Source organism: Dyadobacter soli, from assembly GCF_900101885.1.
Lineage (GTDB): Bacteria > Bacteroidota > Bacteroidia > Cytophagales > Spirosomataceae > Dyadobacter > Dyadobacter soli.
Window position 1 is genome coordinate 103591 of record NZ_FNAN01000014.1, and the last position, 26135, is coordinate 129725.

Consider the following 26135-nt stretch of genomic DNA (forward strand, 5'->3'; position numbering starts at 1 on the left):
CCTTTATACTTTATCCAAAAACCAACTCTATGAGATTAATGCGTTACCTTCTCCTCGCGGCGCTGGCATGCGTGTATATGCACGACGCGCACGCGCAACGAAAGAAAAAGAAAGACAAACAGGAAGACGTCAAAATTGAAAAGGCAGTCGATGCGGTGGCATCAGCCGTCAAAGACAAGCTGAAAGACGAAAAGAAGAAAGGCCCGAAAGCATTCAAAGACCTCATCGACAGTACCAATGCCGTCAGCCAGAAGGGCATGATTTCCGTCCATAAAGTGGATGATAAGTGGTATTTCGAAATCGCCGACTCGCTTTTGAACCGTGATATCATGGCTGTAACCCGCTATTCCAAAACCGCGGCGGGCGGCGGGATTTTCGGGGGCGAAGAAGTGAACCGCCAGATGATCCGCTGGGAAAGGGGAATGGACAATAACCTGCTGCTGCGCTCGGTAACGATGGTCGTGACGAGCCCGGATAGTACGAAACCCATTTTCCAGGCCGTCAAAAATTCCAATTCGGACCCTATTATTGGTGTTTTCGATATTAAAGCGGTGAAAAAGGAGCCAGCAAAGACCTCGGTGATCGATGTTACTGAATTTTTCAACTCGGATAACCAGGTGTTCTCATTGAGTTCTGTAAGCAAACAGCTTTTGAAACTTGCCGCATTCAAGAGAGAGGCATCGTTTATCTCCAAAATCAGTAGCTACCCGATCAATACCGAAATCCGGACGATCAAGACCTTCAATGTGACGCCGCAAATGCTGACACCCACCCCGGTGCCTTCGATTGGCCAGTATTTGCCGTCTGGTCTGGATGCGGGCGTTGTTACATTTGAAATGAACTCCTCACTGATATTGCTACCGAAATCGCCGATGAAAAAACGCTTTTTCGATAGCCGGGTGGGTTATTTCGCGAACCAATATGCCACATTCGGCGAAGAATCGCAGCGTTCGGACAACGAAGTATTTGCCGTGAGATGGCGCCTTGAACCTAAAAATGCAGAGGATGCGAAGAAGCAGCAAAACGGCGAGCTGATCGAGCCCAAAAAGCCGATCGTTTACTACATCGACCCGGCTACACCTGAAAAATGGCGCAAATACCTGAAAGCCGGCGTGGACGACTGGCAGGTTGCATTTGAAAAAGCAGGCTGGAAAAACGCGATCCGCGGGGAATACTGGCCGGAAGGCGACACTACTATGAGTCTTGAAGACGCGCGCTACTCGGTGATCCGCTATTTCGCGGCCGACATTCAGAATGCTTACGGACCTAACGTGCACGACCCGCGCAGTGGCGAGATACTCGAAAGCCACATTGGCTGGTACCATAATGTAATGCGCCTGCTCCGAAACTGGTACATTATCCAGGCGGCGGCTGTGGATCCGAAGGCGCGCACCAAGAAATTTGATGATGAATTGATGGGGCAGCTCGTTCGTTTCGTGTCGTCACACGAGATCGGTCATACGCTCGGTTTGCGTCATAATATGGGCGCCAGCTCGGCCACGCCGGTTGAAAAGCTGCGCGACAAAGCCTGGGTAGAGGAGCACGGGCATACGTCTTCCATCATGGATTATGCACGTTTCAATTACGTGGCGCAGCCCGAGGACGGCATTACCAACCTTTTCCCGCGCATCGGGGATTATGACAAATGGGCCATTCAATGGGGTTACAGCAATTTCCCCGACAAGGACGCGAAAGCTGAAAAACTGGTCCTGAACGATCTGACCAAAGAGGCTTACAAAGACAACCGGCTGCATTTCGGAACGGAAATCAGCCCTTACGACCCGCGTTACCAGACCGAAGATTTGAGCGACAATGCCATGAAAGCCTCGGAATATGGTATTAAAAACCTCAAACGCATTCTTCCGAACCTCATCGAATGGAGCAAGGAAGACGGCGAGAGCTACAAGGAGCTCGATGAAATCTACGGCAATGTGGTGACGCAATACCGCCGCTACCTGGGTCACGTGATCAAGAATGTGGGTGGTATTTACGATACGCCTACTACCTACGACATGGAAGGCCCGACTTTTACCCCCGTTCCAAAAGCAACCCAGAAAGAGGCCATCGACTTCCTGAATGCACAGCTTTTCAAAACGCCAATCTGGCTTTTGGACCAGAATATCCTCAATAAAGTGAAACCAGAAACCGGTATGGAAGCCGTGAAAGCATTGCAGGACTATGCATTAACAGCACTTTTCGCAGGTGACCGCGCGGTGAGGCTCATGGAAACAGGTGTTTCTACCAAAAATTACACGCTGGACGATCTTTTTACGGATCTCGAAGTCGGCATATGGTCGGAAGCGAAAGCCGGAAAGCCGATTGACCTGTACCGCAGAAATCTTCAAAAAGTGTATGCCGAAAAGTTGATTTCGCTGTTGAAGCCCGGCCGGGCTAATGTACAGTCGATTCCGGTGGGCATTACTTACGGCTTCTCGACGCGTTCGGTAGAGCTCGAAAAAACCGATTTGCCGTCGATTGCCCGGGCGCATCTGGAAAGTCTGAAAACGACCGTGAATGCGGCTATCGCGAAAAGCGCCGACAAGAACACGCGCTACCATTTGCAGGATGTATCACAGAGGATCAAGCAGGCGCTCGATCCGAAATAATGTAAATTGAATCAGGCAGGTCGGAAACGGCTTGCCTGATTTGTTTTTAACCTTTGGAAAATGTCAGAACTCGCCGAACTGCTTCGCCGCCATCCTGGATTTTGCGCTATCGTGGAAAATGGCAAACCTTACCGCAAGCTGGATTTTACAGCAGCCAATACCGATTTGCTGACGCGTGATTTGTCGGAAACCGTTGATTTTTCGGATTATGTTTTCGGAGAAATGCTTTCTGAAAATAAATTCAATGGATTTGGCGGGTACGGCGAGGACAGGGTCATTTACAGGCACCGCAAGCATTTCACTGCCGACACCGAAAAGCCCCGCAGCATTCACCTCGGTATCGACATCTGGACGGACGCCGGAACGCCGCTCTACGCCCCGCTCGACGCGACCGTTCATAGTTTTGCATTCAATGACCATTACGGAGATTACGGCCCGACCATTATCCTCTCACACGAGCTAGCCGGAACAACTTTCTTCACGCTTTACGGGCATCTATCGCTCAGCTCGCTCGAAGGCCTGTGGGAAGGTAAGAACATCAATGCAGGCGAGCATTTCGCTTCCATCGGCCCCTACCCCGAAAATGGCGACTGGCCGCCGCATCTGCATTTTCAGATAATACGTGATATGGGAAATCACACGGGCGATTTCCCGGGTGTTTGCAATGCTACGGATAGCGATTATTACTTGGATTTATGTCCTGATCCTGAATGGATTTTGAGAATAAACGCATGAAAACAATGCGCATATCTCAAAATTTATGCGCACATTCATAGTATGAAAACTCGCTTAAACATAACGATCGAGGACACGGTCCTGAGTTATATCAAGAGTTACGCGGCGGCGCGGCAGATCAGTGTATCTCAAATCATTGAGGAACACCTCAGGAGCATTGCCTCGTCGGAAGGGCGCAAGGAAAATATTCTGGAAGTGATGGATCGCATGAAAACGCCTTCCGGCATTGGCAGTGATGATGACCTTAAGAAAGGATATTACGAAGCCCGCGACGAAAAATATGGCCACTAATGTTCTTCTGGACGCCAATATTGTACTAGATTTTCTTTTGAAGAGAAAGGATTATGAAGACGTCCGAAAGGTTATGGTTTTGGTAGTGGAAAAGAAAATTACAGCTTTCATTTCTGCCTCTATCCTGCATATAGTAAGCTACTGGTTAACAAAGTCTTATGGAAGCGCAAAATCCAAAGATTTGCTGTTGCTATTTCTTTCGGATGTAAGGATTATAGACGCAAACCATGAGATCGTAAACGTTGCGCTCACCTCTCAAATAGACGATATTGAAGATGCGTTGCAATATTATACCGCTATTCACCATAGAATGGATTTTTTCATCAGCAGGGATAGGAAGTTTCAGGAACAGGCATTTACCGTTTTACCGGTGCGTAATGTCTCCGAATTCCTGAAACTTTTTAGCTGACGCCAAAACTTCTCAATTCCGCTTCTCCAAATTAGGCAAAAACCCTGTCAGTAAGCCAATCAAAGGCAGGAACGAGCAAATCCAGAATACATATTCAATACTGGTCTTGTCTGCCAGCGTTCCGAGGATTGCCGAGCCAATGCCGGCGATACCGAATGCGAAACCGAAGAACAGACCGGCGATCATTCCTACTTTGCCCGGGATGAGCTCCTGCGCGTACACGAGGATCGCAGAGAATGCGGACGACAGGATCAGGCCGATAATGCAGCTCAATACACCCGTCCAGAACAGATCGACATAAGGCAGCAGCAACGCAAATGGCGCCGCACCGAGGATCGATATCCAGATCACATATTTACGACCGATCCGGTCCCCTACCGGCCCGCCGATGAACGTCCCAGCCGCTACTGCGAAAAGGAACGCAAACAGGTAAATCTGCGAGCTTTGAATGGAAACGCCGAATTTATCGATCAGATAAAAAGTAAAATAGCTCGAAATGCTGGCCATGTAAATGTATTTCGAGAAAATGAGCAGGAGCAGAATGCTAATGGAAACCACCACTTTGGATTTCGACAAAGTTGATTCCTGTTTCACAGCGCTGGTCGCCTTTTTGACAACCGTACTCAAATTCTGCTTGTACCAGCCGCCTACCCACGAAAGGATAATGATCGCGAGCAATGCTACCAATGAAAACCAGATCACCTGGAAGCGGCCATAAGGCAGCAATATCAATGCCGCCAGCAACGGCCCGAGCGAGCTGCCTGCATTACCACCGACCTGGAACAGCGATTGCGCCATCCCATGCTTGCCCCCGGATGCCATACGCGCCACGCGTGAGGCTTCGGGGTGAAATACCGCCGAACCGATACCGATAAGGCCCACGGAAAGCAGTACAATGTGAAAGCTGTTGGCCATTGACAGTGAAATAAGCCCCAGCAATGTAAAACACATGCCGACGGCCAATGCATAAGGCTGCGGTCGTTTATCCGTATATGAGCCTACAAGCGGCTGAAATACCGACGCGCTCACCTGGAATGTAAATGTAATGAGCCCGATCTGCGAAAAGCTCAAATGGAACGATTCCTTCACCATCGGGTAAATCGACGGGATAAGGGACTGCATCGTGTCGTTCAGCAAGTGGGAGAAACTCAGCGCCAGAAGGATTGGAAATACGGTCTGGGAGGCGGAAACTGAGGCCGTATCTGTGGCGGTCGCAGCGGAGGAATCGGCTGCGGAACTCTGGTCAAAACTTTTCATAGGCATTCAAATATCCCCAACTTCATTTTAGGGAAGTCGGGGCCTTAAAAAGAATGACAAAGGTATCGATTCCCGGCCGGATAATGGCCGGGAACCAAATAAAATTCTATTTACGATGGATTGTCGTCGCGGCGGACTGGGCTCCGGCCAGGATAGTGATGTCCGCAATGGTAACACGGTCAGGCGCATTGACGGCATACAGGATCGCATCGGCGATGTCGCCGGCCTGCAATGGATCGAAGCCCTGGTACACCTTTTCTGCCCGGTCTTCGTCGCCTTTGAAACGCACGAGTGAGAATTCCGTCTCTACTGCGCCGGGCGCGACATTCGTAGTTTTAATGCCGTGCTGCGTCAGTTCGAGGCGCATTCCTTCGCTGATTACCTCCACCGCGGCTTTGGAAGCACAGTAAACGGCGCCGTTCGCATAGGTTTGTTTGCCGGCAATGGAGCTGATATTCACGATATGGCCTTTGCCGCGTTCGAGAAGCAACGGGATAATGGCTTTGGAAACATAGAGAAGCCCCTTGACATTACCATCGATCATCGCGTCCCAGTCATCAGTATCGCCCTCGTCGAGCGTGCCCAGGCCGTGCGCATTGCCGGCGTTGTTGACCAGGATATCGATGTTTTTCCACTCATCGGGCAGCGAACCGACGGCGGCAAGCACCGCGCCTTTGTCGCGGACGTCGAATACGAGCGTGGTTACCTTTACTTTTGAAGATAGGTCGGCGGCCACTTCGTCGAGGCGTTCCTGGCGGCGGCCGCACAAAATAAGATCTATTCCGACCCCGGCGAATGCTTCCGCCGTGGCCTTACCGATACCGGATGTAGCTCCGGTAATAAATGCAATACGGGACATTGAGTGAATGGTGTGGAGTGAAGTTTATTTTTTGTTTTTAGGAATATTCATGCTGCTGAACTCGCCTTTTTCCAGCTGGGCTGCCTGCGTAAAAAGCTGCACCGCCTGCTGGTAAACATTGTCGCTCGGGTTCAGCACCTGGAATACTTCATTATTCAGACCATTTTTCTGCTTCCTACCCCACACATAGCGACCAATAATCGCTTTGGTTTGCGAGGTAATGAGCGATTTGGAGAGGTTTAATTCTTTTTCATTTAGCTTAATACCCGCTTTGGACGCGTCTTTAACCAATTCCGCCAGCATGACATCCGATACCTGGAATGTCTTAAGGTATTCCTTAAATGGCTGCTTTTCCAGCTTTTTCTGATTCTCGTTGGCATAGCGCAGCGCATATTCGCGGATAATGTTTTTGGAATACAACTCAAACAGGTATTTGCTGTTCATCAATGTATCTTTTGCTACGAAAATATCCGGCGTAATGCCGCCTCCGCCATACACCACACGGCCTCCGTCGGTTTTGTAAACTTTGCTTTTATCGAATTTAATGCTATCTACATTGAACAGCTCGCCGCTTTCGTACCGGTGCGCGAGATCCTGGCTGTAATCTTCGCCTTTGCCCAGCTCATAAGGTTTCTGAATGCTGCGGCCGCTCGGCGTGTAGTAGCGTGAAATAGTCAGGCGCAGTTCGGAGCCGTCCGACAGTTTGATCGGCATTTGTACCAGTCCTTTTCCATAAGACCTTCTTCCCACCACCAAAGCACGGTCGTGGTCCTGCAATGCACCTGCGAGGATTTCGGACGCCGACGCGCTGCCTTCGTCCACGAGCACGATCAGCGGGCCCTGCTCAAAGAGGCCGTCCACGTGCGAACGGGTTTTGCGATCGAAACGGCTGTCTTTTCCTTCGGTGTAAACCAACAATTTATCGCCAGCGATAAACTCGTCGGCCATGCTCGTAGCGCGTTCCATATAGCCGCCCGGATTGCCGCGAAGATCCAGAATGAGGTTTTTCAAACCTTCGGCCTTTAATGTTTTCAATGCGGATTTGAATTCGTCGAAAGTGGTTTCCGAGAAACGGCTCACTTTGATGTAACCTATTTCCTGATCCACCATATAAGAAGCATCCACCGAATAGGTAGGAATGCGGTCACGAACGACGGCGAAATTCATTTTGTCTTTCAGCCCTACCCGCTCTATCGCCAAATCGACCTTGGTACCGCGTTTTCCACGCAATAGCTTGTAAACCTGCGCATTGGTAACGCCCGGACCCGAAAGGTTTTCTTTATTAACAGAAATAATGCGGTCGCCGCTCTGGATACCGGCCGCTTCCGACGGGCCGCCGCTCAGTGGCGTTACCACGTAAACCGTATCATTGTAAATATTGAATTCCACGCCAATGCCGTCAAAACCCGATTCCAGCTGCGAACGCGCGGCCGTGGCTTCTTCTGCATTGAAATAAGCGGTGTGCGGATCGAGCTTTTCGAGCATTTTGGAGATCGAAAAGTCAACCAGCTCGTCGGTATCAACCGAATCCACATAATTGTTCTCCACCAGCATCAGCACTTCCCTGAACTTCCCGTAGCCCTTCGCCACGTCGGACAATTTCTTCCCACCGCTGAAAAACGTACTACCCAGCAGCACCCCCGCTGCCAGCGTAATCGCGATGATGATAGGCAAACGAACCACGGATTTCGAGTTCTGGATAGGGGGCTGGGGGCTATGTGAGTTCATACCGTTAAAAATTTGGAGTATGCGTGCAGGAAAAGGCTATTTTTCCCCAACGTGAATTAAACGATTTTGGTTGCCTAATGCAAATGAATGCAGGCCGTTAACAGACCAAAAGCACGGATTGCTAGATGAATGCCTTTAATGATTCGGGATTGCGCATCGTATCGATGTTGATACACTTGGCAGGGTCCTGGCCCATGAGTATCCGCTTCATCGGCGCTTCCATCTTTTTACCGTTGATCGTGTAAGGAATATCGCCTACCTGCTCGATAGTGTCGGGCACGTGCCGCGGGCTGTATTGCGTGCGTAGCGTGTCTTTGATCTGCTTCTTCAAATCTTCGGTAAGCTCCTTGTCCTTCGCCAGGACGATAAATAGCGAAATAGTCCCCTCACCATTCGATTTTTCGAGATAAACGGCCAGACTGTCCTTCACCTCCGGAATGCTTTCCACGGCGCGGTAAATCTCGGCAGTACCAATGCGCACGCCGCCGCGGTTCAAAGTAGCATCGGAGCGGCCATAAATAATCACCGATTTCCGGTCGGTAATCTTAATCCAGTCACCATGGCGCCATACGTGCGGATACATTTCGAAATAACTGGAAACGTATTTTTCGTCATCCTCGTCGTTCCAGAAGTAAATGGGCATCGATGGCATAGGCTGCGTGATCACCATTTCACCCAGCTCATTCAAAACCGGCTTCCCATTCTCGTCGAACGCTTCGATCCTGGCACCGAGCATCCGGGATTGGATCTCGCCCGCGTATACGGGCAGGAGCGGGCAGCCGCCTACAAACGCGCTGCACACGTCGGTACCCCCGCTCAGGGAAATCAGCCAAACATCCTTCTTCACTTGCTTGTAAATCCATTCAAATGCCTCGGGTGGTAGCGGGGAGCCCGTAGAGCCGATCGTTTCCAAATGATTGAGCCGCTCGGAAGTAATGCTGACGCCGCTTTTCATAGAGGCGATAAAGAATGCGGCACCGCTGCCGAAATGCGTGATTTTAGCTCTTTCTGCCAAAGTCCAGAGTACCTGCGACGATGGGTAGGCTGGGGCGCCGTCGTACATGACCAGCGTAGCACCGCAAAGCAGCGAGCTTAATGCGTAGTTCCACATCATCCAGCCGGTAGTCGAGTACCAGAAATAGCGGTCGCCCGGCTTCACGTTCTGGTGCAGCGCCAATGCTTTCATATGCTCGATCAGACAGCCGCCGACGCTGTGCGTAATGGCTTTCGGCTTGGCTGTGGTGCCGGACGAATAGAGTATCCAGATCGGATGATCGAACGCGACCGGCTCGAAATCGATCCCGAAGTTTTCGAAATGCAGGATGTCGTCCCAGGCTGTGAACCGGTCCGGACGCGTTTCTGAAAATATGTTGGTGATCAATACTGTGTCCGCGACGCTAGGCAATGCCGCTGAAAGCTCGCCGGCAAATGTGGTGATATCGTACGTTTTGCCATTATAAACATAACCGTCGACTGTGAACAATACCTTCGGTTCGATTTGGGCGAAACGTTCGGTAATGGCTGGCTTGCCAAAATCCGGCGAGCACGACGACCACACCGCACCTACCGCATTGGTCGCCAGGAATGCGACTACGGCTTCCGGAATGTTGGGCAATATCGCAGCCACGCGATCTCCGGGCTTGACGCCGCGCTGTTTCAGCCAGGTCGAAACGGCTGCTACTTCCGCTTCGAGCGTTTCCCAGGAGATTTCCACGGGTTCCGATCGCTCGGCCTGGAATATGATCGCCGGGCGGTCTTTGGTTTTATTCCTGAAAATATGTTCAGCGTAATTCAGTTTGGAACGGGTAAACCAGCGCGTGCCAATGAAGCCGGTCAAAGGCCTTTGCAGCACTTCGAGATACAAATCGTGGGATTTGATATTGAAGTAATTCCAAAGACTTTCCCAGAAATCTTCCAGGTCGGTCACCGACCAATCCCAGAGATCGTGGTATGAACGGAAATAGAGGCCCTTTTTGACAAACAGCCAGTCCATGTACTTTTTCAGATTGGACTGTTCCAACAGGGTCCTTCCCGGCTTCCATAACGGTTGCGTCTGCGCCTCAGCTGACATAATCTACTTGTTAATGAAGGTTTAGTTAGGTTAAAATGGCCATTTCAGCGGCATTTCTCCGATAGTACTTATAAACGTTTCCATATCATTTTTGACATAAACCCATTCAAAAATTTTTACCCGGAAAAAATCACGTATCTTTGCGGGCTAATTTTTTATAACACTAGTACTCTGACCATCAGATACGTTGGATAACCAGTTTTAGTGGCAATTCATACCATTTTGTGCGAATTAAAGCACTAATCGGTTACAAGGTAAATTTGTAAGAGGAAATAAATCCAGTAGTGATACTGCATTCCTAATGAGAAACAGAAGTAATCCCAAAGGCGGCAACAGTTCCCGCCCATCAGCCGGTGGCTCCAAAGGTGGAGGCGGCTTCTTCAAACGTGCTAAACCAGAGGTAGAAAGCCGGTTCAGCAAGCCCAGCATTAAAAAATCCAGTCTGAAATTTTCCGCTTCTGCCGACAACAACGGCCAGAAAGCACGTCCAAGCTTCGATCACGAGAAGCCACGCGACGACCGTGGGAGCTTCGGTAAGCCGGGCTTCGATAAGCCGGGCTTCGGTAAGCCTCGCTTTGACAAACCTCGCTTCGACAAGCCCGAGTTCAAAAAATACGGCTCCGACAAAGGCGGTTCAAACAGCGAACGCCCGTTCCGTCGCGAAGGCGATTCTGCCGAGCGCGGTTTTAAAAAGGATTTTGGTAAAAAAGATTTCCGTTCGGGTGAGCGGAAACCATTCGGCGACCGTCCTGAAAGATCCGGATTCGGCGGAGGAGACCGCAACCGCGAGTTCAAACCCCGCTTCGACCGTGAAAATGACGAGCGCGAGTTCCGCCCACGCGCAGACAGGGATTCCCGCGATTTCAAATCACGTCCTGAAAGAGGCCATGGTGATCGTGAATTTAAGCCGGGCTTCGATAAGCCGCGTTCAGATAGAGATAATGGCGACCGTGAGTTTAAGCCACGTTCCGACAGAGACAATGGCGACCGTGAGTTCAAACCGCGTTCCGATAGAGATAACGGCGACCGTGAGTTTAAGCCACGTTCCGATAGAGATAATGGCGACCGTGAGTTCAAACCGCGTTCCGACAGAGACAATAGCGACCGTGAGTTTAAGCCGGGCTTCGATAAGCCGCGCGGTGAGCGTCCCGCACGCTCATTCGATCGTAACGACCGTCCTACATTTAAAAAAAAAGACGATAGAGAAGAGCCCGGCGACAAACCTTACCGCTCACGGTTCCAGGACAATGAAGAGCAGGACCGCAGCGGGTTGGAGAGACGAGTAGGACGGTATGAAACCGCGCCGCGCTATAATCTTGACAGCTACGAGCACAAGAAAAAACCATCGGCAAGACATAAGGATAAGGAGGAAACCGATGAAATCCGTTTGAACCGTTACATCGCGAATGCGGGCATTTGCTCGCGCCGCGAGGCCGACGACCTCATTTCTTCGGGCCAGATTTCGGTAAATGGCAAGATCGTCGCCGAAATGGGTTACAAAGTACGCCCTACCGACGTGGTGAAATACGGCAAGAAGGCATTAAACCCGGAGAAGATGGTGTATATCCTCATCAATAAGCCGAAGGATTACATTACCACTACCGACGATCCCGAAGAGCGCAAAACCGTGCTCGACCTGATCAAAGGCGCGTGCTCCGAGCGCGTGTACCCCGTAGGCCGCCTCGATCGCAATACAACCGGTTTGCTTTTGCTTACCAATGACGGCGAACTGGCTGAAAAGCTGACGCACCCTTCGAGCGGTATTAAAAAGATTTACCAGGCTGAGATCGATAAGCCGATTGCAACCGAAGATTTCGAACAGTTGCAGGCCGGAGTTGAACTGGAAGACGGTTTCATCCGCCCCGACGAAGTTGGTTTGGTAACACCGGATGCGCAGGTGGTAGGCCTCGAAATCCACAGTGGCCGCAACCGCATTGTACGCCGTATGTTCGAGCATTTGGGCTACGAAGTTCAGAAACTTGACCGTACCGTTTTCGCAGGTTTGAATAAGAAAGATCTGCCACGCGGTAAATGGCGCTTTTTGACGGAGAAGGAAGTGATTAAGCTGAAATTTCTGCTTTAATACAAAGCATTAAAAACAAGAAGGGCTGCGATGACATTCACCGCAGCCCTTTCTTTTATACTTTCAACTATTACAATCTAAACCCAAAAGAGTACACATCGTAAGGTGCGTCAGGATAGAGTCCTTCAAACTGCACCATCGATTCCTCCTTGCCGGCGATTGCCGCTTCGAACTCCTTCACAGTCTTAACAGCTTTGCCATTCACCTTGGTGATGATGAAGCCTTCTTCCACCTGCGAGCGGGCGAATTTGCCGCCGTCGATGGAAAGTACTTTCACACCGCCGTCGATTTTGTAGCGAGACAGTCTTTGTTTTTCCTGATCGCTCAGGTTACCGAACTGCGCACCCAGCGAGCTCATTACCGCAGCTGATTCGTCGCGTTTGATGATTTCGGAACCACCTGTTCGGTTACGCAATGTAATGTTCAAGTCTTTTTCCTTGCCATCGCGGTTTACGGTCACATTCACCTTATCGCCAGGTTTGTGCAAACCAATCGATTGTTGCAATTCAGGGATCGAATGGATGTTCATACCGTCCACTTTCACGATCACGTCACCTTTGGCAACACCGCCTGCTTTTGCAGCGCTGTTTTCCGTAAAGTCACGCACGTAAACACCGTCGTTTACTTTCACACCGTATTCTTCGGCTTTGCGGCTATCGAGGTCGTCAAGGGAAATACCCAGGTAACCACGCTGTACATTACCGAATTTGATCAAATCGCTCGATACTTTTTTCACAATGCTCGAAGGCACCGCGAACGCATAACCTGCGAAGCTACCCGTAGGGCTGGCGATAGCCGTGTTAATACCGATCAGCTCGCCTTTCAGGTTTACCAATGCACCACCACTGTTACCAGGGTTCACAACGGCGTCGGTCTGGATGAATGATTCCAATGGAGAGTCACCGGCTGTGGCTGCGGTTGGCTGCATTTGGTTACGACGGCTCGACTGGCCGATAATGCCCAATCCACGGCCTTTTGCACTTACGATACCGGCTGTAACGGTAGATTCCAGGTTGAAAGGGTTACCCACGGCCACGACCCACTCTCCTACTTTCACCGCATCCGAATTTCCGATCGTCACGGCCGGCAGATCCTTACCTTCGATTTTGATCACGGCGATATCCGTAGAAGGGTCGGTTCCGATCACTTTCGCGCGGAACTTACCTTTGTTGTGCAGGGTCACTTCCAGTTCCTGCGCACCTTCCACCACGTGGTTGTTGGTAACAATGTATCCATCATTTGAAATGATTACACCCGAACCGGTCGCTTCCGATTGCTGCGGGCCGCGTTGGCCGCCTCCGAAATCATCACCGAAGAAGTCGCGGAAGATATCCGGGATCTGTTGCTGGCCGCGGGAGGCCTGGCGTGTAACGGTCGATTTGATGTGCACGACCGTCGGTGTGGTAGCCTCGGCTGCGTAAACGAAATCGCCGGGAGCACCTGCCGGAGCGCCTGCCGAGGTAAAACGTGCTATATTTTCGGAAGCCGCTTCTTTGAAAATTACATCTCTATCACTATCAGGACCAAGGAGTTTGAGGCCAGCTATGGTTGACGCACTTGAAATCAACCCAACCAACACCAAACCTTTCCAATTTGTTTTCATAGACATATGTTGGGGTTATATTTTTATGGACAAATAACGTAAATCGATCAACAAATTATTCCCGCCGTAGATTCGTTTAACATCTTTTAACAAAGATATTTTATTTGAGAATTTACTAAAATATCCTGCCACAGGATTATCTGCCGGCTCCATAAAAAAGGCGTTATCCTTTCGAATAACGCCCATTATGTAAGTCCGTCCGATTACGCGATGTCGATCTGGCGGGCTGGTTTTTCTTTCGCTTCCTCACGTTTCGGCAATGCGATGCTCAGGATGCCATCGGCATAGTTCGCTTCGATCTTATCGCCATCCACGGTGTTAGGCAAGGTGAAGGTCCTTTGGAAAGATGCGTATTTGAATTCTTTCCTTGTGTACTTCTCGTTTGCATTCTCTTCCTTCTGCTCTTTCTCAGCTGAAATGGTCAGTTGATTTTTTTCAAGGTTGAGTTTGAAGTCGGATTTTTGAAGGCCAGGAGCCGCTACTTCGATGCGGAAGCCTTCTTTACTTTCAACCACGTTCACAGCTGGTACGGTGCCCGCAAATGCAGGAGTGTTGTATTCGTTAAAAAGATCCTTACCAAAAAATCCGTTCAAATAAGATGGACCTGCGAAATGTTTGACTAATGTGCTCATTGTTATAAGGTTTTTGTTTTTAGTTTTTCAGTTTCTGCTAACCTCTCGGTTATGCTCCCTTTATAACAACTTCTGTTCCGGTGCTGAAAAAGTGAAAAATATGCGACAAAATGACCGATTTTCTCAAAATCACTATTGTAAATACAGACAAAATGACCGATATGCGTTTTTGAAAATGACAAAAACACCAATAGCCCATTGGAAAACCAATGAGCAAGCATTAACCAATAAGTAAGGTTTATTTCAATTCAAGAATCGCGCAAGCTTGTTCAGAGGCAGATTGCTCGGCTTTCTTTTTGGTAAAGCCATTACCTGTCGTAAAAGGCTCGTCGTTCACAAGAATTTGTGAAATGAATTCGCGGTGATGGCGGGTGCCCCGTTCTTCGAGTATTTCAAAACGGATTTCCTTGCCCTCGCGCTGCGCCCATTCGATGATAAGGCTTTTGAAGTTCACATTGTTCTGGATAATGCTGTCCAGATCGTAATGCGTAATCAGCTTGCTGATAATGAAGGTCCGCGTGAAACGGAAGCCTTTATCGAGGTAAATAGCGCCTACGAATGCTTCGAGCGCATCCCCGTACATGGACGAGCGTGGCGACATACCGCGGCGGTTGCCATCGTATTCGATCAGCCTGTCGAGGCCCAGCTTGCGCGAAATCTGGTTCAGCGACTCGCGGTTAACGATCCGGGAACGGATTTCGGTGAGGAAGCCTTCGTCTTTGTAGGGATATTTGGTAAAAAGAAATTCTGCTACCACCATGCCCAGCACCGCGTCGCCGAGGTATTCCAAACGCTCGTTCGATTCCCTGAAACCTTTGATAGCGGTTTCGCGGGAAGCGGAGGTATGCCTGAAAGCCAGCTGATAAACGCCGAGATTGGAAGGCTTGTCGCCTATGACATGCGCAACCGACTCCTTAAATTTTTTGTCCTCAGCACTTCCGGTCCTGAAAAGGGAAAGTATCGGTATAAGAATTCGCTTTGCCAATGGTAGAGTATTAATCAGTCTTCGTACTTCTTGAAAACGACTGACGCATTATGACCTCCGAAACCGAATGTATTGCTCAAAGCGACATTTACGCGACGTTTTTCAGCTTTGTTGAATGTAAGCTTCAACCGCGGATTGATTTCCGGGTCGTCGGTAAAGTGGTTAATGGTAGGCGGCACGACCTGGTCTTTGATCGCCATGATACAGGCGGCAGCTTCAATCGCTCCTGCTCCTCCCAATAAATGCCCTGTCATCGATTTCGTAGAGCTGATATTCAGATCATATGCATGCTCGCCGAAGAATTTTTCTATGGCTTTGATCTCCTGCGGATCACCGATCGGGGTAGATGTACCGTGGGTGTTGATGTAGTCGATGTCCTCAGGCTTGATACCTGCATTCTCGACTGCATTTTTCATTACAATAAACGCCCCCAATCCTTCCGGATGCGGAGCCGTGATGTGATAGGCGTCGGACGACATGCCCGCACCGATCATTTCGGCGTAAATTTTGGCTCCCCGTGCTTTCGCATGTTCGAGTTCTTCCAAAATAATCGCCGCCCCGCCTTCTCCTAGCACGAAACCATCCCGGTCCTTATCGTAAGGGCGCGAAGCGGTTTCAGGCGAATCGTTTCTTTCGGACAATGCCTTTAATGCATTGAAACCACCCACACCGGCAATCGTTACCGCCGCTTCCGAACCGCCGGAGATACACACATTCATCAAACCGAGTTTGATATAGTTGAATGCGTCGATCAATGCGTTGGTTGCCGAAGCGCAAGCCGATACCGTGATAAAGTTGGGCCCCCGGAAACCATACCGGATCGACAAAACGCCAGAAGCGCTGTCGACGATCATTTTCGGGATAAAGAAAGGGTTGAAACGGGGTGTTCTGCCGTTCTCGGAATAGTTCATCACTTCTTCCTCGAAAGTTTTGAGGCCACCGATACCGGAGCCCCAAATTACACCGGCTTTGTCGAGATCAAGCGTATCTGCGTCAAAGCCGGCGTCCTTCATCGCTTCATCAGCCGCGATGACGGCATACTGTGTAAAGGGGTCCATTTTACGGGCTTCTTGCCGGGGGATGTAATTCGTAACGTCCAGGCCTTTTACCTCACACGCAAAACGGGTGCGAAACTTTTCAGCATCGAACCGCGTGATGGGGGCTGCACCGCTTACGCCTGCAACCAGATTTGACCAAAAGGTAGGAACATCATTGCCAACGGGCGTCAGAGCGCCCATTCCTGTAATTACAACTCGCTTAAAACTCATAAAATTGGGACAGAATAGAAGATTGTACTGGTAAAAACCGAGATTACTTCACGTTTTCTTCCAGATATGCAACAGCCTGACCAACTGTACCGATGTTCTCTGCCTGATCGTCAGGGATAGAAAGATTGAATTCTTTTTCGAATTCCATAATCAATTCAACGGTGTCTAGAGAGTCCGCTCCCAAGTCGTTCTGGAAGTTTGCTTCCGGTGTAACCTCCGACTCTTCAACGCCGAGTTTTTCGACGATAATTTGCTTAACTCTTTCTGCAATTGCTGACATTTTATAATCACTTTTTGGTTAAAATCGCCACAAAGAAAGATATTTCAGTTCACTTTTTCAAAAATTTTTTAAACTGGCCTTTTTATTGCACAATCCCTGTTTAAAATAAAAAAAAGCAGGAAATCAGCCTTTTAGAAAGGTTTCATTCCAAGAAATATCTCCACTACAAAGAGAACATTACGGATAGCCGTACATTCGCAAAACATTTATCAATATCTATACCAACACCAGTATGATCTCGATACCAAAGCTGAAAAATACCGATTCGACCAACTTTTTCCTCATGGCCGGCCCCTGTGCCATCGAGGGACGGGACATGGCGCTCAGGATCGCCGAGCATATCGTGACGGTCACCGACCGCCTGCGTATTCCATATATTTTCAAGGGTTCCTACCGCAAAGCCAACCGCACCAAAATCGATTCTTTTACCGGGATCGGTGATGAAAAAGCATTGAAGATCTTGCAGGAGGTAAGTCAGACTTTCGGCATTCCTACTGTAACCGACATACACGAATCGCACGAAGCCGCATTTGCCGCCGAATATGTGGACGTGCTGCAAATCCCCGCATTCCTGTGTCGCCAGACCGAGCTCCTCGCCGCGGCCGCACGCACGGGCAAGGCTGTGAATGTGAAAAAGGGACAATTTCTTTCCGGTGCTTCAATGAAATTCGCCGCTGAAAAAATCAACGAGGTCAATCCGGACGCACAGGTGATCCTCACCGACCGCGGCAACAGCTTTGGCTACGGCGATCTGGTAGTCGACTACCGGAATCTGCCGGAAATGGCCGCATTCGGCGTGCCGGTGGTAATGGATTGCACGCATTCATTGCAACAGCCCAATCAATCATCCGGCGTAACCGGTGGCAAGCCGAAACTGATCGAAACCATTGCCAAGGCGGCCATTGTAGTAGGTGCCGACGGCCTGTTTATCGAAACCCATTTCAACCCTGCCGAAGCCAAATCCGACGGCGCCAATATGCTTCCGCTGGATCAGCTGGAAGGGCTATTGGAAAGATTAGTACGTGTGAGAGAAGCTATTTTATGATTACAAAAACAATGAAGGCATATCTGATATGCCTTTTTCTTTTGGCCCAAATCCTTCCACAGGCTGCATTTGCACAGGAGGATTCCACGAAGCTCTGGAAAGTCACGGCAGGCGATGTTATTCCGCCGGTTACGCTTGGCCTGGCCGGCCTGATTGTACAAGGCAAAATCAGCCGGCATTTACAGGAGCGCGTGGTTTCAAGCTATCCCAATTACAACACGAAATGGGACGAATACCTGCCTTACGCGCCTGGCGTCGTGAGCCTCGGACTTGCCTCGGCGGGTGTGAAAGGAAAGCATAAGCTGGGCGATCAGGTGATTCTTGCATTGCTTTCGAACATCATCGCCCAGGGTGTCACACAAAGCCTTAAACGCATTGTACGCTACCCGCGGCCGAATGGCGAGGATTACCACTCGTTTCCCTCGGGGCACAGCACGACCGCATTCACAAATGCGACGATCCTGCACGAGGAATACGGCCAGCGGAGCATATTATATAGTATAGGCGGCTACGGAACGGCCACGGCGGTAGGCACAATGCGCGTACTTGGCAATCACCACTGGCTCGCGGACGTGCTCATGGGTGCGGGTATAGGCATTGGCGCGACGAAAGTCCTCTATATCAGCTACCCCTGGATGCAACAGCAGGTGCGCAGAATGAAAGCCCGGAAACACCGCGAAAAAATTTGAAATGCTGCTGACATAGGGTTGTCACTTGCGAGTTTGTCCTTTGCATAAACATCTGTTAGCCATGCAAACGAAAACCATTCAGCCCATTCACGTTCTGTACTTCGAAACGCGGACTTCGTTCAAGGAAATTTTCCAGTATGTGCGTGTAGAAGCCCGGAAGCTCTACCAGGACGCCGTCCGTAACGATCTCGAAATCACCGGTCCGGTTTACTGGATCTACAATGGTGCGGACGGCCAGCCCGATACGGTTTTTACATTGACGATCGCATTGCCTGTCACGAAGCCATCGCATTCGATCGATTCGCCTTACCATTTGAAACAGCTCGAAGCATTTGAATGCATTAGTGCGGAGCTTTACGGGAATTGGGATGGGCTGGTGAATACTTACGGTGCGCTGTTCGGAGAGATCATGGCGCAGAAACTGAACATGTCGGGCCAGAACCGCGAGATTTACCTGAATATGGATTTCGAAAATCCGGAACGCAACATTACCGAGGTTCAGATCGGCATTTTGAAATAAGCTTACTCACAACACACGTTTCTTTACTACCTACGCGATGTCATATTGCACTTACGTCAACAACAACCCCTCGGAGCAGGCCGATTACCTGCTCCACAAACATTACCACGACAACCATTACGGCTTCCCGATCGAAGACGACGACGAACTTTTCGGGCGTTTGTTACTGGAAATCAATCAGGCCGGGCTTAGCTGGACATTAATGCTACGGAAACAGGACAGTTTCCGCGCGGCTTATGATAATTTCTCCATTGAAAAAGTAGCTGCTTACGACGAAGCTGACCGTGAGCGGTTGTTGGCAGATGCCGGCATTGTGCGGAACCACTTGAAAGTAAATGCGGCTATCGTGAATGCGCAGAAAATTCTCGAACTCAAACAGGAATATGGCTCATTCAAAGGCTGGATCGACGCGCATCATCCTTTGACCAAAGAACAATGGATCAAGCTGTTCAAGAAGACCTTCAAATTTACCGGTGGGGAGATCGTAAATGAGTTTCTGATGAGTACAGGTTATTTACCGGGAGCGCATGACGCGGATTGCCCGGTGTATCGAACTATTCAATCAGTCTAATAATTGACTTGGTCGGGAGAGAGCATCGCAACCTGATCTTCAACCTGCCGGAATAGGGAAGCGCTCATCTCTCCCTCATTCACCGCCTTTTCCATCAGATCAAAATGCTGACATAAAATGTGCCTGTTACCACGGTGATGCCAGATAACAAGCCAAGCCGTTTCCGCCGCTTCTTCGCCGAAAACACTTTTCTTCGGCCAGCCATGTACCTGGATGATTTTGTTCAGAATTTTCAGGTTAGCCTCGTCATTGGCGCGCATTTTCTGTGAAAAAGCCGCCTCATTTTCCTTCCTTCCATTATACAAACTGTCGCGGTATTGCTGGTCGGCCTGATGCATTTTGCTGAAAAGCCCGGCAACTTCCTGTTCTGTCATATTCCCGACATCGATAAACGGATCAATGTCGGCATACATTAAAACCGACGGACGGCTCAATTGAGCGGCAGGCTCGGCGGAGCCGGACGGGGCTTCTGTTTGCCTTGGCGAATGGCAGCAGGCCAACAGAAACATAGTACTTGCAATGATAGGATGTTTCATGACCGGCCTGTTGAATTCTATTGAACATTCGTTTTGATATAGGACACCATTTCAGCTGGCTTGTCTGTCTGCAAACCCTGCACGCCTTTGTGCAATGCCTCATTCCAGGAAGCCGGGCCTTCGGTAGGGCTTTGTACATCGAGCCAGACCGCAATGCCCAATTCATGTGCGGCTTTCAACAATTCTGGTTCAGTAATATTGTCGGCGACCTGAATGTGTGTATGGTTCAAAAATGCTGTGAGCTGTTCCTTATTGGTAACTTCTTTCGGCAAGCTGGTCATCAGCGGCATTTCCGGCGCTACTTCCCTCCATTTTTTGTACTGCTCTTCCTTATTTAAATAAACCACCACCTGATGTTCCATACCGGCGGCTTTGATCTGTTTCCAGCTCTCGGTTACGTCAGCGTCTTTGAAATCGAGGTAAATGTTGATTTTGCCCTTGCAAATAGCCAATATCTCCCGGAATTCGGGAATGCGGTGGGTCTTTTTATTTCGGTTGAAAACCTGCAATTCCACCACTTCCTGCCAGGTCATATCGGCGATTTTGCCCATGCCGTTAGTCGTGCGATCGACTTTGGCGTCGTGCATTGCGACCAGATGCCCGTCTTTGGTAGTCCGCAAATCCACCTCCACATAATCCGCGCCGCATTGAATGGCCTCGCGGGTAGACGCCAGCGTGTTTTCCGGTGCATTCACATGGTTGCCGCGGTGGGCGATCACGACGGTTTTGTGTTTGGCATGCGGCAGCGCCGGGTTCGCCGCGTGTTGCGGAAATGCAGGTACGACGAGCATTGCGCACGCTGCGAGAGAGCCTATTTTTCGGATAAACAATTTCATCTTGAATTTCAGGTTATCAGCGGGGTTACAACTTTTTCAATCAAACAGGCTAATGTGCGGCCAAAAAAATGAGTCTACAAGCAGAAAGTTAATTCCAACTCATAGACTCATCTACTCAAAACTTTAAACTTTTATTGTATTTCGAAGCTTGCCAGTTTCACAAATTCCTGAACGCGGGCATTGATTTCTTCTGTCGAAAGGTTCACGAGACGCTCGGTACCGAATTTCTCAACGCAGAAAGAGGCCATCGCCGATCCGTAAATGATCGCACGCTTCATGTTTTCGAACGAAATGTCGTCGGTAGCAGCGAGGTAGCCGATAAAACCACCTGCGAATGAATCGCCAGCGCCGGTCGGGTCGAATACTTCTTCCAATGGCAATGCAGGCGCGAAGAAAATACGATCTTCCTGGAACAGCAACGCGCCGTGCTCTCCTTTCTTGATGATCAGCGTTTTCGGGCCCATCGCCATGATTTTCTTGGCAGCTTTGCGCAAAGAATATTCGCCGGAAAGCTGGCGCGCTTCTTCGTCGTTGATCGTCAGGAGGTCGACCAGTTTCAGCACCGATTTCAAATCATCCAAAGCGATGTTCATCCACAGGTTCATCGTATCGAGCATGATCAGCTTCGGGCGTTTCGCCAGTCGCTCGATCACCAGTTTTTGCGTCGCAGGAACCGTGTTACCCAGCATCAGATACTCGGTACCCTGGTAGGAATCCGGGATCATAGGATCGAAATGCTCCATTACATTCAGCTCCGTGATCAGCGTATCGCGGGTGTTCATATCCTCATGGTACTTACCCGACCAGAAGAACGTCTTGCCATCCTGAACGATCTCCAAACCTTTGGTATCCACGCCGTGTTCTTGGAGCAGGCCGATCATTTCCTGGGGAAAATCGCCGCCGACAACCGCAACGAGGTTATTTTGTTGGGTGAAATAGGAAGCAGCTAGTGTGATGTAAGTGGCTGCACCACCGATAATTTTGTCTGTTTTTCCAAACGGGGTTTCGAGCGCATCGAATGCAACAGATCCTACGGTAAGTAAACTCATAAGTGATTACTGTGTTGATTTTAAGTTAGTTTCAAACTGGATTTTAAATGCAAAAACGCTGCGAAGATAAACAAAACGGTCGAATAGCATTCTCCCGCCCGCTCATTCTCAGCTACACCTACAAATCAATGTTGGGTTATTTGCTATTTTTGTCTGAGGTAAATTCTCTATCAACTAAATCACATACTATTATGGAAGTAATTAACGAAGCAAAAAGGTACATCGACAACGCAAGAGGGTTTCTTAGGGACAATGCAAGGAAGGAAGGCGGCATATACCAGGACTCTAAATATGTGAAGATCGCCGGGCACACGGCTTACAGCGGCGTGTTGATCGCGCTCGATGCCGTGCTTCCAGAGAAGGGGTCACGCAAAAGTGTCGAGTGGTACCAGAAAGAGCTTAGTACTATCGACAAACGGGTATTAGCCCATTTTATGAATGTCTATCATCATCTGCATATCGGAATGGGCTATGACGGTGATCCAAATGCAAAAATGGCCACTATCGGCTTGCAAGACGCAGACAAGATTATCCATTGGGTCGAAACACGGCTTGAAAAGAAAACATCCAGATAACTAGTACCACACGTAATCACATACTATCATGGAAGCAATCTCAGAAGCAAGACGACACATTGACAATGCAAAAAATTTTCTCAGCAACAATGCCAGAAAACAGGATGGACTCTATCAGGACAAAAAGTATGTTAAAATTGCAGGTCATACAGCCTACACTGGTATACTGCTGGTGCTGAATGAATTGTTAGGAGAGAAAAACAAGAAGACTCCCAAAAGCGTGGAGTGGTACCAGTATGAATTGAGCCGGGTTGATAAGAGTTTGCTATCAAATTTTGCAACCGCTTATCAGATACTGCATATCGACATGGGGTACCAGGGAACCCAAAGCGCCAAAATAGCCGCATTAGGGCTAGATAGTGCCGAGAAAATCATCGACTGGGTCGAAACACGGCTTGAAAAGAAAAATCAGTAATCAAGAAAGTACAACATATAAATGACCGCACAAACTTTCCAGCCACTTAAAATATTCAATACGCTTACCCGTAAAAAGGATGTTTTCGTTCCCATTGCCCCTCCCTATGTCGGCATGTATGTGTGTGGGCCGACGGTCTATAACAATGTGCATTTGGGCAACATCCGTACATTCCTCTCATTCGATATCCTGTTCCGCTACCTGACGCACATTGGCTACAAGGTCCGCTACGTGCGTAACATTACCGACGTAGGCCACCTTGTAGGTGACGGTGACGTAGGTGAGGATAAAATCGGTAGAATGGCCAAGCTGCAAAAGCTGGAACCAATGGAGATCGTGCAGCGGTATACCAATGATTTTCACGAAGTTACCGCCATATTTAATCTGCTTTCTCCCAGCATCGAGCCAACGGCAACCGGCCATTTGATCGAGCAGATCGAGGCCGTTCAGACGCTGATCGACAAAGGGGTAGCGTACGAATCGAATGGTTCTGTGTATTTTGATATTAACAAATACCAGGCAAACGGCAACGAATACGGCAAGCTTTCCGGCCGCATTATAGAGGATTTACTGAATGAAACCCGCGAGCTCGACGGTCAGGCCGAAAAGCGCAACCCGCTCGATTTTGCATTGTGGAAAAAAGCCAGTCCCGAGCACATTATGCAATGGGAATCGCCATGGGGCAAAGGCTTTCCGGGCTGGCATTTGGAATGTACCTGCATGAGTTCCAAATACTTAGGCAAGCAATTCGATATCCACGGCGGCGGAATGGATTTGAAATTCCCACACCATGAATGTGAAATCGCGCAGGGTAAGTCGCTGACGGACGAAGAACCGGTGCGCTACTGGATGCATACCAATATGCTCACAGTGAATGGGCAGAAAATGTCCAAATCGCTGGGCAACTCATTCCTGCCTTCGGAATTGTTTTCAGGTAATCATGAGCTGCTCGACCAGGCTTACAGCCCGATGACCGTGCGCTTTTTCATGCTCCAAAGCCAATACCGCAGCACGCTCGACTTCTCGAACGACGCATTGAAAGCCGCTCAGAAAGGCTACAAAAAACTCGCAAACGGCCTGCGCATCGCGAAAATGCTCACGTACACGCACGAAGACGGCGTGAATGCCGACGAAGCGAAAAAGGCTGATATCGAAAAGTCGATCGAAGGTTTTTACAATGCGATGAATGACGACCTGAACACCGCCGTGGCATTTGCCAACCTTTTCAACATGCTGAAATACATTAACATGCTGAATACGGGGCAATTGAAATCTGTTGCGTTGGGCGAAGCAGTATTTACTTCACTGAAAGAGCAGTTTGTCGTTTTCTTCGAAGATGTGCTCGGCCTGAAGGAAGAGCTCGCCGAAGGTCACGCGATCCTCGACGGTATGTTGAAACTGTACCGGGAATTTAAACTCTCGCAGAACTACGAAAAAGTGGACGAGATCCGTTCTTATTTCAAAAATCAGGGGCTGGTGATCCGCGATACGAAAACGCGCATCGACTGGGCCTACGAAGAATAATATGAAAAAGCGGCGGTCTTTCTTTGCGTATCTTTTTTGGGCGGTATTGATCGTGGGTGGTGGCACTTATTTGCTAAGGTCATTTTTCCCAAAGGGCAAAACCATTGAGAAGTCCGATCTGGAATCTGCTGCGGCAACGCCGACGCCGGTTTTCAATAAGGAAGGAGAAGTAACCTTCGTAAAAAAAGGCCAGCCGTTCAAAAAGATCGAGGTCGAGATCGCCGAAAACGAGGCGGAGCGTGACAAAGGACTCATGTTTCGTTCATACCTGCCCGATTCCGTGGGTATGCTTTTCATTTTCGAGCAGCCTGACAACCATTCATTCTGGATGAAGAACACATCCATTCCGCTGGACATTATATATGTTGGTCCGGATAAAAAAATCATTTCCATTGCAGAAAACACCCAACCGTATTCGGAAGAAAGCATTCCGCCTTATGGTTTGGTGCAATATGTGGTGGAGGTCAATGCGGGTTTTACCAAGCAAAACAATATTCAATCAGGAGATGTCATTTCTTTCTAATAGCCTGTTTTTTAAAAAATTACCGGTCGCATTAGCGATCATGATCGGTGCTTACGGCTGCAACAGCAACACCGGTTCCGAGCAAACCGCCGAACAGGCACCGCCGGCGCTCGTTAAAAGTGCCGATTTCAATGCCGACAGCGCATTTCAATTCGTACAAAAGCAGGTCGATTTCGGCCCGCGCGTGCCGGGGACGTCGCAGCACAAAGCCTGCGGCGATTACCTTGTAGCCAGCTTGAAAAAATATGGATTGGAGGTAAGTGAGCAGATTTTCAAGGACACCACTTTTGACGGCAAAATTCTCAATGGCCGCAATATCATCGGTTCCTTCAATCCGAAGGCTGCGAAACGAATTCTCCTGGCAGCCCACTGGGATTCCCGTCCATTCTCGGACCAGGATTCGATAGTGAAAAACAAGCCGGTGCTAGCCGCAAACGACGGCGCGAGTGGCGTAGGGATTCTGCTGGAAGTAGCTCGTACGCTATCGGTTCAGTCGGCCAAACCGGAGATTGGCGTCGATATCATCTTTTTTGACCTCGAAGACTGGGGCAGTTCCGAATCGGAGCAGACCAAAATGGAACACGGCGGATTCTGCCTCGGCTCGCAGTATTGGGCGGCCAACAAACATATACCTAATTATACCGCCTATTTCGGGATTCTGCTGGACATGGCTGGCGCAAAAGGGGCCACATTCTTTAAAGAAGCCTATTCATTGCAGCTCGCCAGCGATGTGGTACGGCAGGTTTGGACAACAGCCAGCCGCCTGGGTTACAGCAATTATTTCATCGACGAAGCCGGCCCCGGCATTATCGACGACCACGTTCCTGTAAATCAGGTGGGGCATATCCCGATGATCGATATCATCCATACCCGGCCCAATAACCTAAGCAAAACGTTCTTCGACCAGTGGCATACCTCACACGATACGATGGAAAACATCGATCCGAAAACGTTAAAAGCCGTCGGTCAGACGCTCGTTCAGGTCCTTTACCAGGAAGCGCAGGACCAGCCGCTGTAATGTGTGGTCAGGTATTGTCAGATGTGG

General features: G+C 49.5%; 26 protein-coding genes. 14 read left to right on the top strand and 12 right to left on the bottom strand.

The annotated features are described in order from the left end of the window. Nucleotides 1–38 precede the first annotated feature (38 nt). Genes BLQ88_RS23105 through BLQ88_RS23120 form a run of 4 tightly spaced genes read left to right on the top strand, consistent with a single transcriptional unit; the run spans nt 39 to nt 4041 of the window. Nucleotides 39–2606: a zinc-dependent metalloprotease gene (locus BLQ88_RS23105; RefSeq protein WP_229212813.1), complete on the top strand. Its 2568-nt coding sequence runs from the start codon at nt 39–41 to the stop codon at nt 2604–2606. Nucleotides 2607–2666: 60 nt separating this feature from the next. Further along, nucleotides 2667–3341: a peptidoglycan DD-metalloendopeptidase family protein gene (locus tag BLQ88_RS23110; protein WP_090154907.1), complete on the top strand. Its 675-nt coding sequence runs from the start codon at nt 2667–2669 to the stop codon at nt 3339–3341. 42 nt (nt 3342–3383) lie between these two features. Next, nucleotides 3384–3632: a DUF6364 family protein gene (locus tag BLQ88_RS23115; protein ID WP_090154909.1), complete on the top strand. Its 249-nt coding sequence runs from the start codon at nt 3384–3386 to the stop codon at nt 3630–3632. After that, nucleotides 3622–4041 carry a type II toxin-antitoxin system VapC family toxin gene (locus tag BLQ88_RS23120; RefSeq protein ID WP_176885076.1) on the top strand — a complete coding sequence of 140 codons (420 nt, stop codon included), beginning with the start codon at nt 3622–3624 and terminating at the stop codon, nt 4039–4041. The genes BLQ88_RS23115 and BLQ88_RS23120 overlap by 11 nt, the downstream gene beginning before the upstream one ends. Nucleotides 4042–4053: 12 nt before the next feature. Here the strand turns inward: BLQ88_RS23120 and BLQ88_RS23125 are convergent, their stop codons facing one another. The 4 genes from BLQ88_RS23125 to BLQ88_RS23140 form a co-directional block, all read right to left on the bottom strand. After that, nucleotides 4054–5298, bottom strand: a complete 1245-nt coding sequence (locus BLQ88_RS23125) for an MFS transporter (protein ID WP_090154912.1) — start codon at nt 5296–5298, stop codon at nt 4054–4056. 106 nt (nt 5299–5404) lie between these two features. Further along, a complete protein-coding gene (locus BLQ88_RS23130; RefSeq protein WP_090154914.1) occupies nt 5405–6157 on the bottom strand; it encodes an SDR family NAD(P)-dependent oxidoreductase in 753 nt (250 codons plus the stop codon). Nucleotides 6158–6181: 24 nt separating this feature from the next. Continuing rightward, nucleotides 6182–7885: a S41 family peptidase gene (locus tag BLQ88_RS23135; protein ID WP_090154916.1), complete on the bottom strand. Its 1704-nt coding sequence runs from the start codon at nt 7883–7885 to the stop codon at nt 6182–6184. A 121-nt stretch (nt 7886–8006) separates the two neighbouring features. Beyond that, nucleotides 8007–9956, bottom strand: coding sequence for an acetoacetate--CoA ligase (locus BLQ88_RS23140; RefSeq protein WP_090154918.1), 1950 nt, complete (start codon nt 9954–9956; stop codon nt 8007–8009). Between the two features lie 301 nt (nt 9957–10257). Here BLQ88_RS23140 and BLQ88_RS23145 point away from each other — a divergent pair, with 301 nt between their 5' ends. Continuing rightward, on the top strand, nt 10258–12039 hold the full coding sequence (locus BLQ88_RS23145; protein ID WP_090154920.1) for a pseudouridine synthase: 1782 nt from the start codon (nt 10258–10260) through the stop codon (nt 12037–12039). Nucleotides 12040–12109: 70 nt separating this feature from the next. Here the strand turns inward: BLQ88_RS23145 and BLQ88_RS23150 are convergent, their stop codons facing one another. The 5 genes from BLQ88_RS23150 to BLQ88_RS23170 form a co-directional block, all read right to left on the bottom strand. After that, nucleotides 12110–13642, bottom strand: a complete 1533-nt coding sequence (locus BLQ88_RS23150) for a Do family serine endopeptidase (RefSeq protein ID WP_090154922.1) — start codon at nt 13640–13642, stop codon at nt 12110–12112. 203 nt (nt 13643–13845) lie between these two features. Next, the gene (locus tag BLQ88_RS23155; protein ID WP_090154924.1) at nt 13846–14274 is read right to left on the bottom strand and encodes an Hsp20/alpha crystallin family protein; all 429 of its coding nucleotides are present in this window, start codon (nt 14272–14274) and stop codon (nt 13846–13848) included. Between the two features lie 238 nt (nt 14275–14512). Next, nucleotides 14513–15259: a ribonuclease III gene (gene rnc / locus BLQ88_RS23160; RefSeq protein ID WP_090154926.1), complete on the bottom strand. Its 747-nt coding sequence runs from the start codon at nt 15257–15259 to the stop codon at nt 14513–14515. A gap of 14 nt (nt 15260–15273) precedes the next feature. Continuing rightward, on the bottom strand, nt 15274–16527 hold the full coding sequence (fabF, locus tag BLQ88_RS23165; protein ID WP_090154928.1) for a beta-ketoacyl-ACP synthase II: 1254 nt from the start codon (nt 16525–16527) through the stop codon (nt 15274–15276). A gap of 43 nt (nt 16528–16570) precedes the next feature. Beyond that, complete coding sequence (locus BLQ88_RS23170; protein ID WP_015813362.1) at nt 16571–16807, bottom strand: acyl carrier protein; 237 nt, start codon at nt 16805–16807, stop codon at nt 16571–16573. 232 nt (nt 16808–17039) lie between these two features. Here BLQ88_RS23170 and kdsA point away from each other — a divergent pair, with 232 nt between their 5' ends. From kdsA to BLQ88_RS23190, 4 genes are all read left to right on the top strand, one after another. Next, on the top strand, nt 17040–17852 hold the full coding sequence (gene kdsA, locus BLQ88_RS23175; RefSeq protein WP_090154930.1) for a 3-deoxy-8-phosphooctulonate synthase: 813 nt from the start codon (nt 17040–17042) through the stop codon (nt 17850–17852). An 11-nt stretch (nt 17853–17863) separates the two neighbouring features. Then, nucleotides 17864–18541, top strand: a complete 678-nt coding sequence (locus BLQ88_RS23180) for a phosphatase PAP2 family protein (RefSeq protein WP_229212814.1) — start codon at nt 17864–17866, stop codon at nt 18539–18541. A 61-nt stretch (nt 18542–18602) separates the two neighbouring features. Further along, the gene (locus BLQ88_RS23185) at nt 18603–19061 is read left to right on the top strand and encodes a GyrI-like domain-containing protein (RefSeq protein ID WP_090154934.1); all 459 of its coding nucleotides are present in this window, start codon (nt 18603–18605) and stop codon (nt 19059–19061) included. A gap of 37 nt (nt 19062–19098) precedes the next feature. Continuing rightward, nucleotides 19099–19632: a DNA-3-methyladenine glycosylase I gene (locus BLQ88_RS23190; RefSeq protein WP_090154936.1), complete on the top strand. Its 534-nt coding sequence runs from the start codon at nt 19099–19101 to the stop codon at nt 19630–19632. Here the strand turns inward: BLQ88_RS23190 and BLQ88_RS23195 are convergent. From BLQ88_RS23195 to BLQ88_RS23205, 3 genes are all read right to left on the bottom strand, one after another. Then, on the bottom strand, nt 19629–20168 hold the full coding sequence (locus BLQ88_RS23195; RefSeq protein WP_143016913.1) for a hypothetical protein: 540 nt from the start codon (nt 20166–20168) through the stop codon (nt 19629–19631). The two genes, BLQ88_RS23190 and BLQ88_RS23195, sit on opposite strands and share 4 nt — an antisense overlap. Before the next feature lie 17 nt (nt 20169–20185). After that, nucleotides 20186–21004 (bottom strand): glycerophosphodiester phosphodiesterase family protein, encoded by an 819-nt coding sequence (locus BLQ88_RS23200; RefSeq protein ID WP_090154940.1) that lies wholly within the window; start codon nt 21002–21004, stop codon nt 20186–20188. 131 nt (nt 21005–21135) lie between these two features. Next, a complete protein-coding gene (locus tag BLQ88_RS23205; protein ID WP_090154942.1) occupies nt 21136–22053 on the bottom strand; it encodes a PfkB family carbohydrate kinase in 918 nt (305 codons plus the stop codon). A 191-nt stretch (nt 22054–22244) separates the two neighbouring features. Here BLQ88_RS23205 and BLQ88_RS23210 point away from each other — a divergent pair, with 191 nt between their 5' ends. The 5 genes from BLQ88_RS23210 to BLQ88_RS23230 are packed head-to-tail and all read left to right on the top strand — an operon-like array spanning nt 22245 to nt 26108. Further along, nucleotides 22245–22628, top strand: coding sequence for a DUF5618 family protein (locus tag BLQ88_RS23210; protein WP_090155133.1), 384 nt, complete (start codon nt 22245–22247; stop codon nt 22626–22628). Between the two features lie 28 nt (nt 22629–22656). Then, nucleotides 22657–23043: a DUF5618 family protein gene (locus BLQ88_RS23215; RefSeq protein WP_090154944.1), complete on the top strand. Its 387-nt coding sequence runs from the start codon at nt 22657–22659 to the stop codon at nt 23041–23043. A gap of 21 nt (nt 23044–23064) precedes the next feature. Further along, nucleotides 23065–24567, top strand: coding sequence for a cysteine--tRNA ligase (gene cysS / locus BLQ88_RS23220; RefSeq protein ID WP_090154946.1), 1503 nt, complete (start codon nt 23065–23067; stop codon nt 24565–24567). A 1-nt stretch (nt 24568) separates the two neighbouring features. Beyond that, complete coding sequence (locus tag BLQ88_RS23225) at nt 24569–25090, top strand: DUF192 domain-containing protein (RefSeq protein WP_090154948.1); 522 nt, start codon at nt 24569–24571, stop codon at nt 25088–25090. Then, complete coding sequence (locus BLQ88_RS23230) at nt 25074–26108, top strand: M28 family peptidase (protein ID WP_090154950.1); 1035 nt, start codon at nt 25074–25076, stop codon at nt 26106–26108. The genes BLQ88_RS23225 and BLQ88_RS23230 overlap by 17 nt, the downstream gene beginning before the upstream one ends. Nucleotides 26109–26135 lie beyond the last annotated feature (27 nt).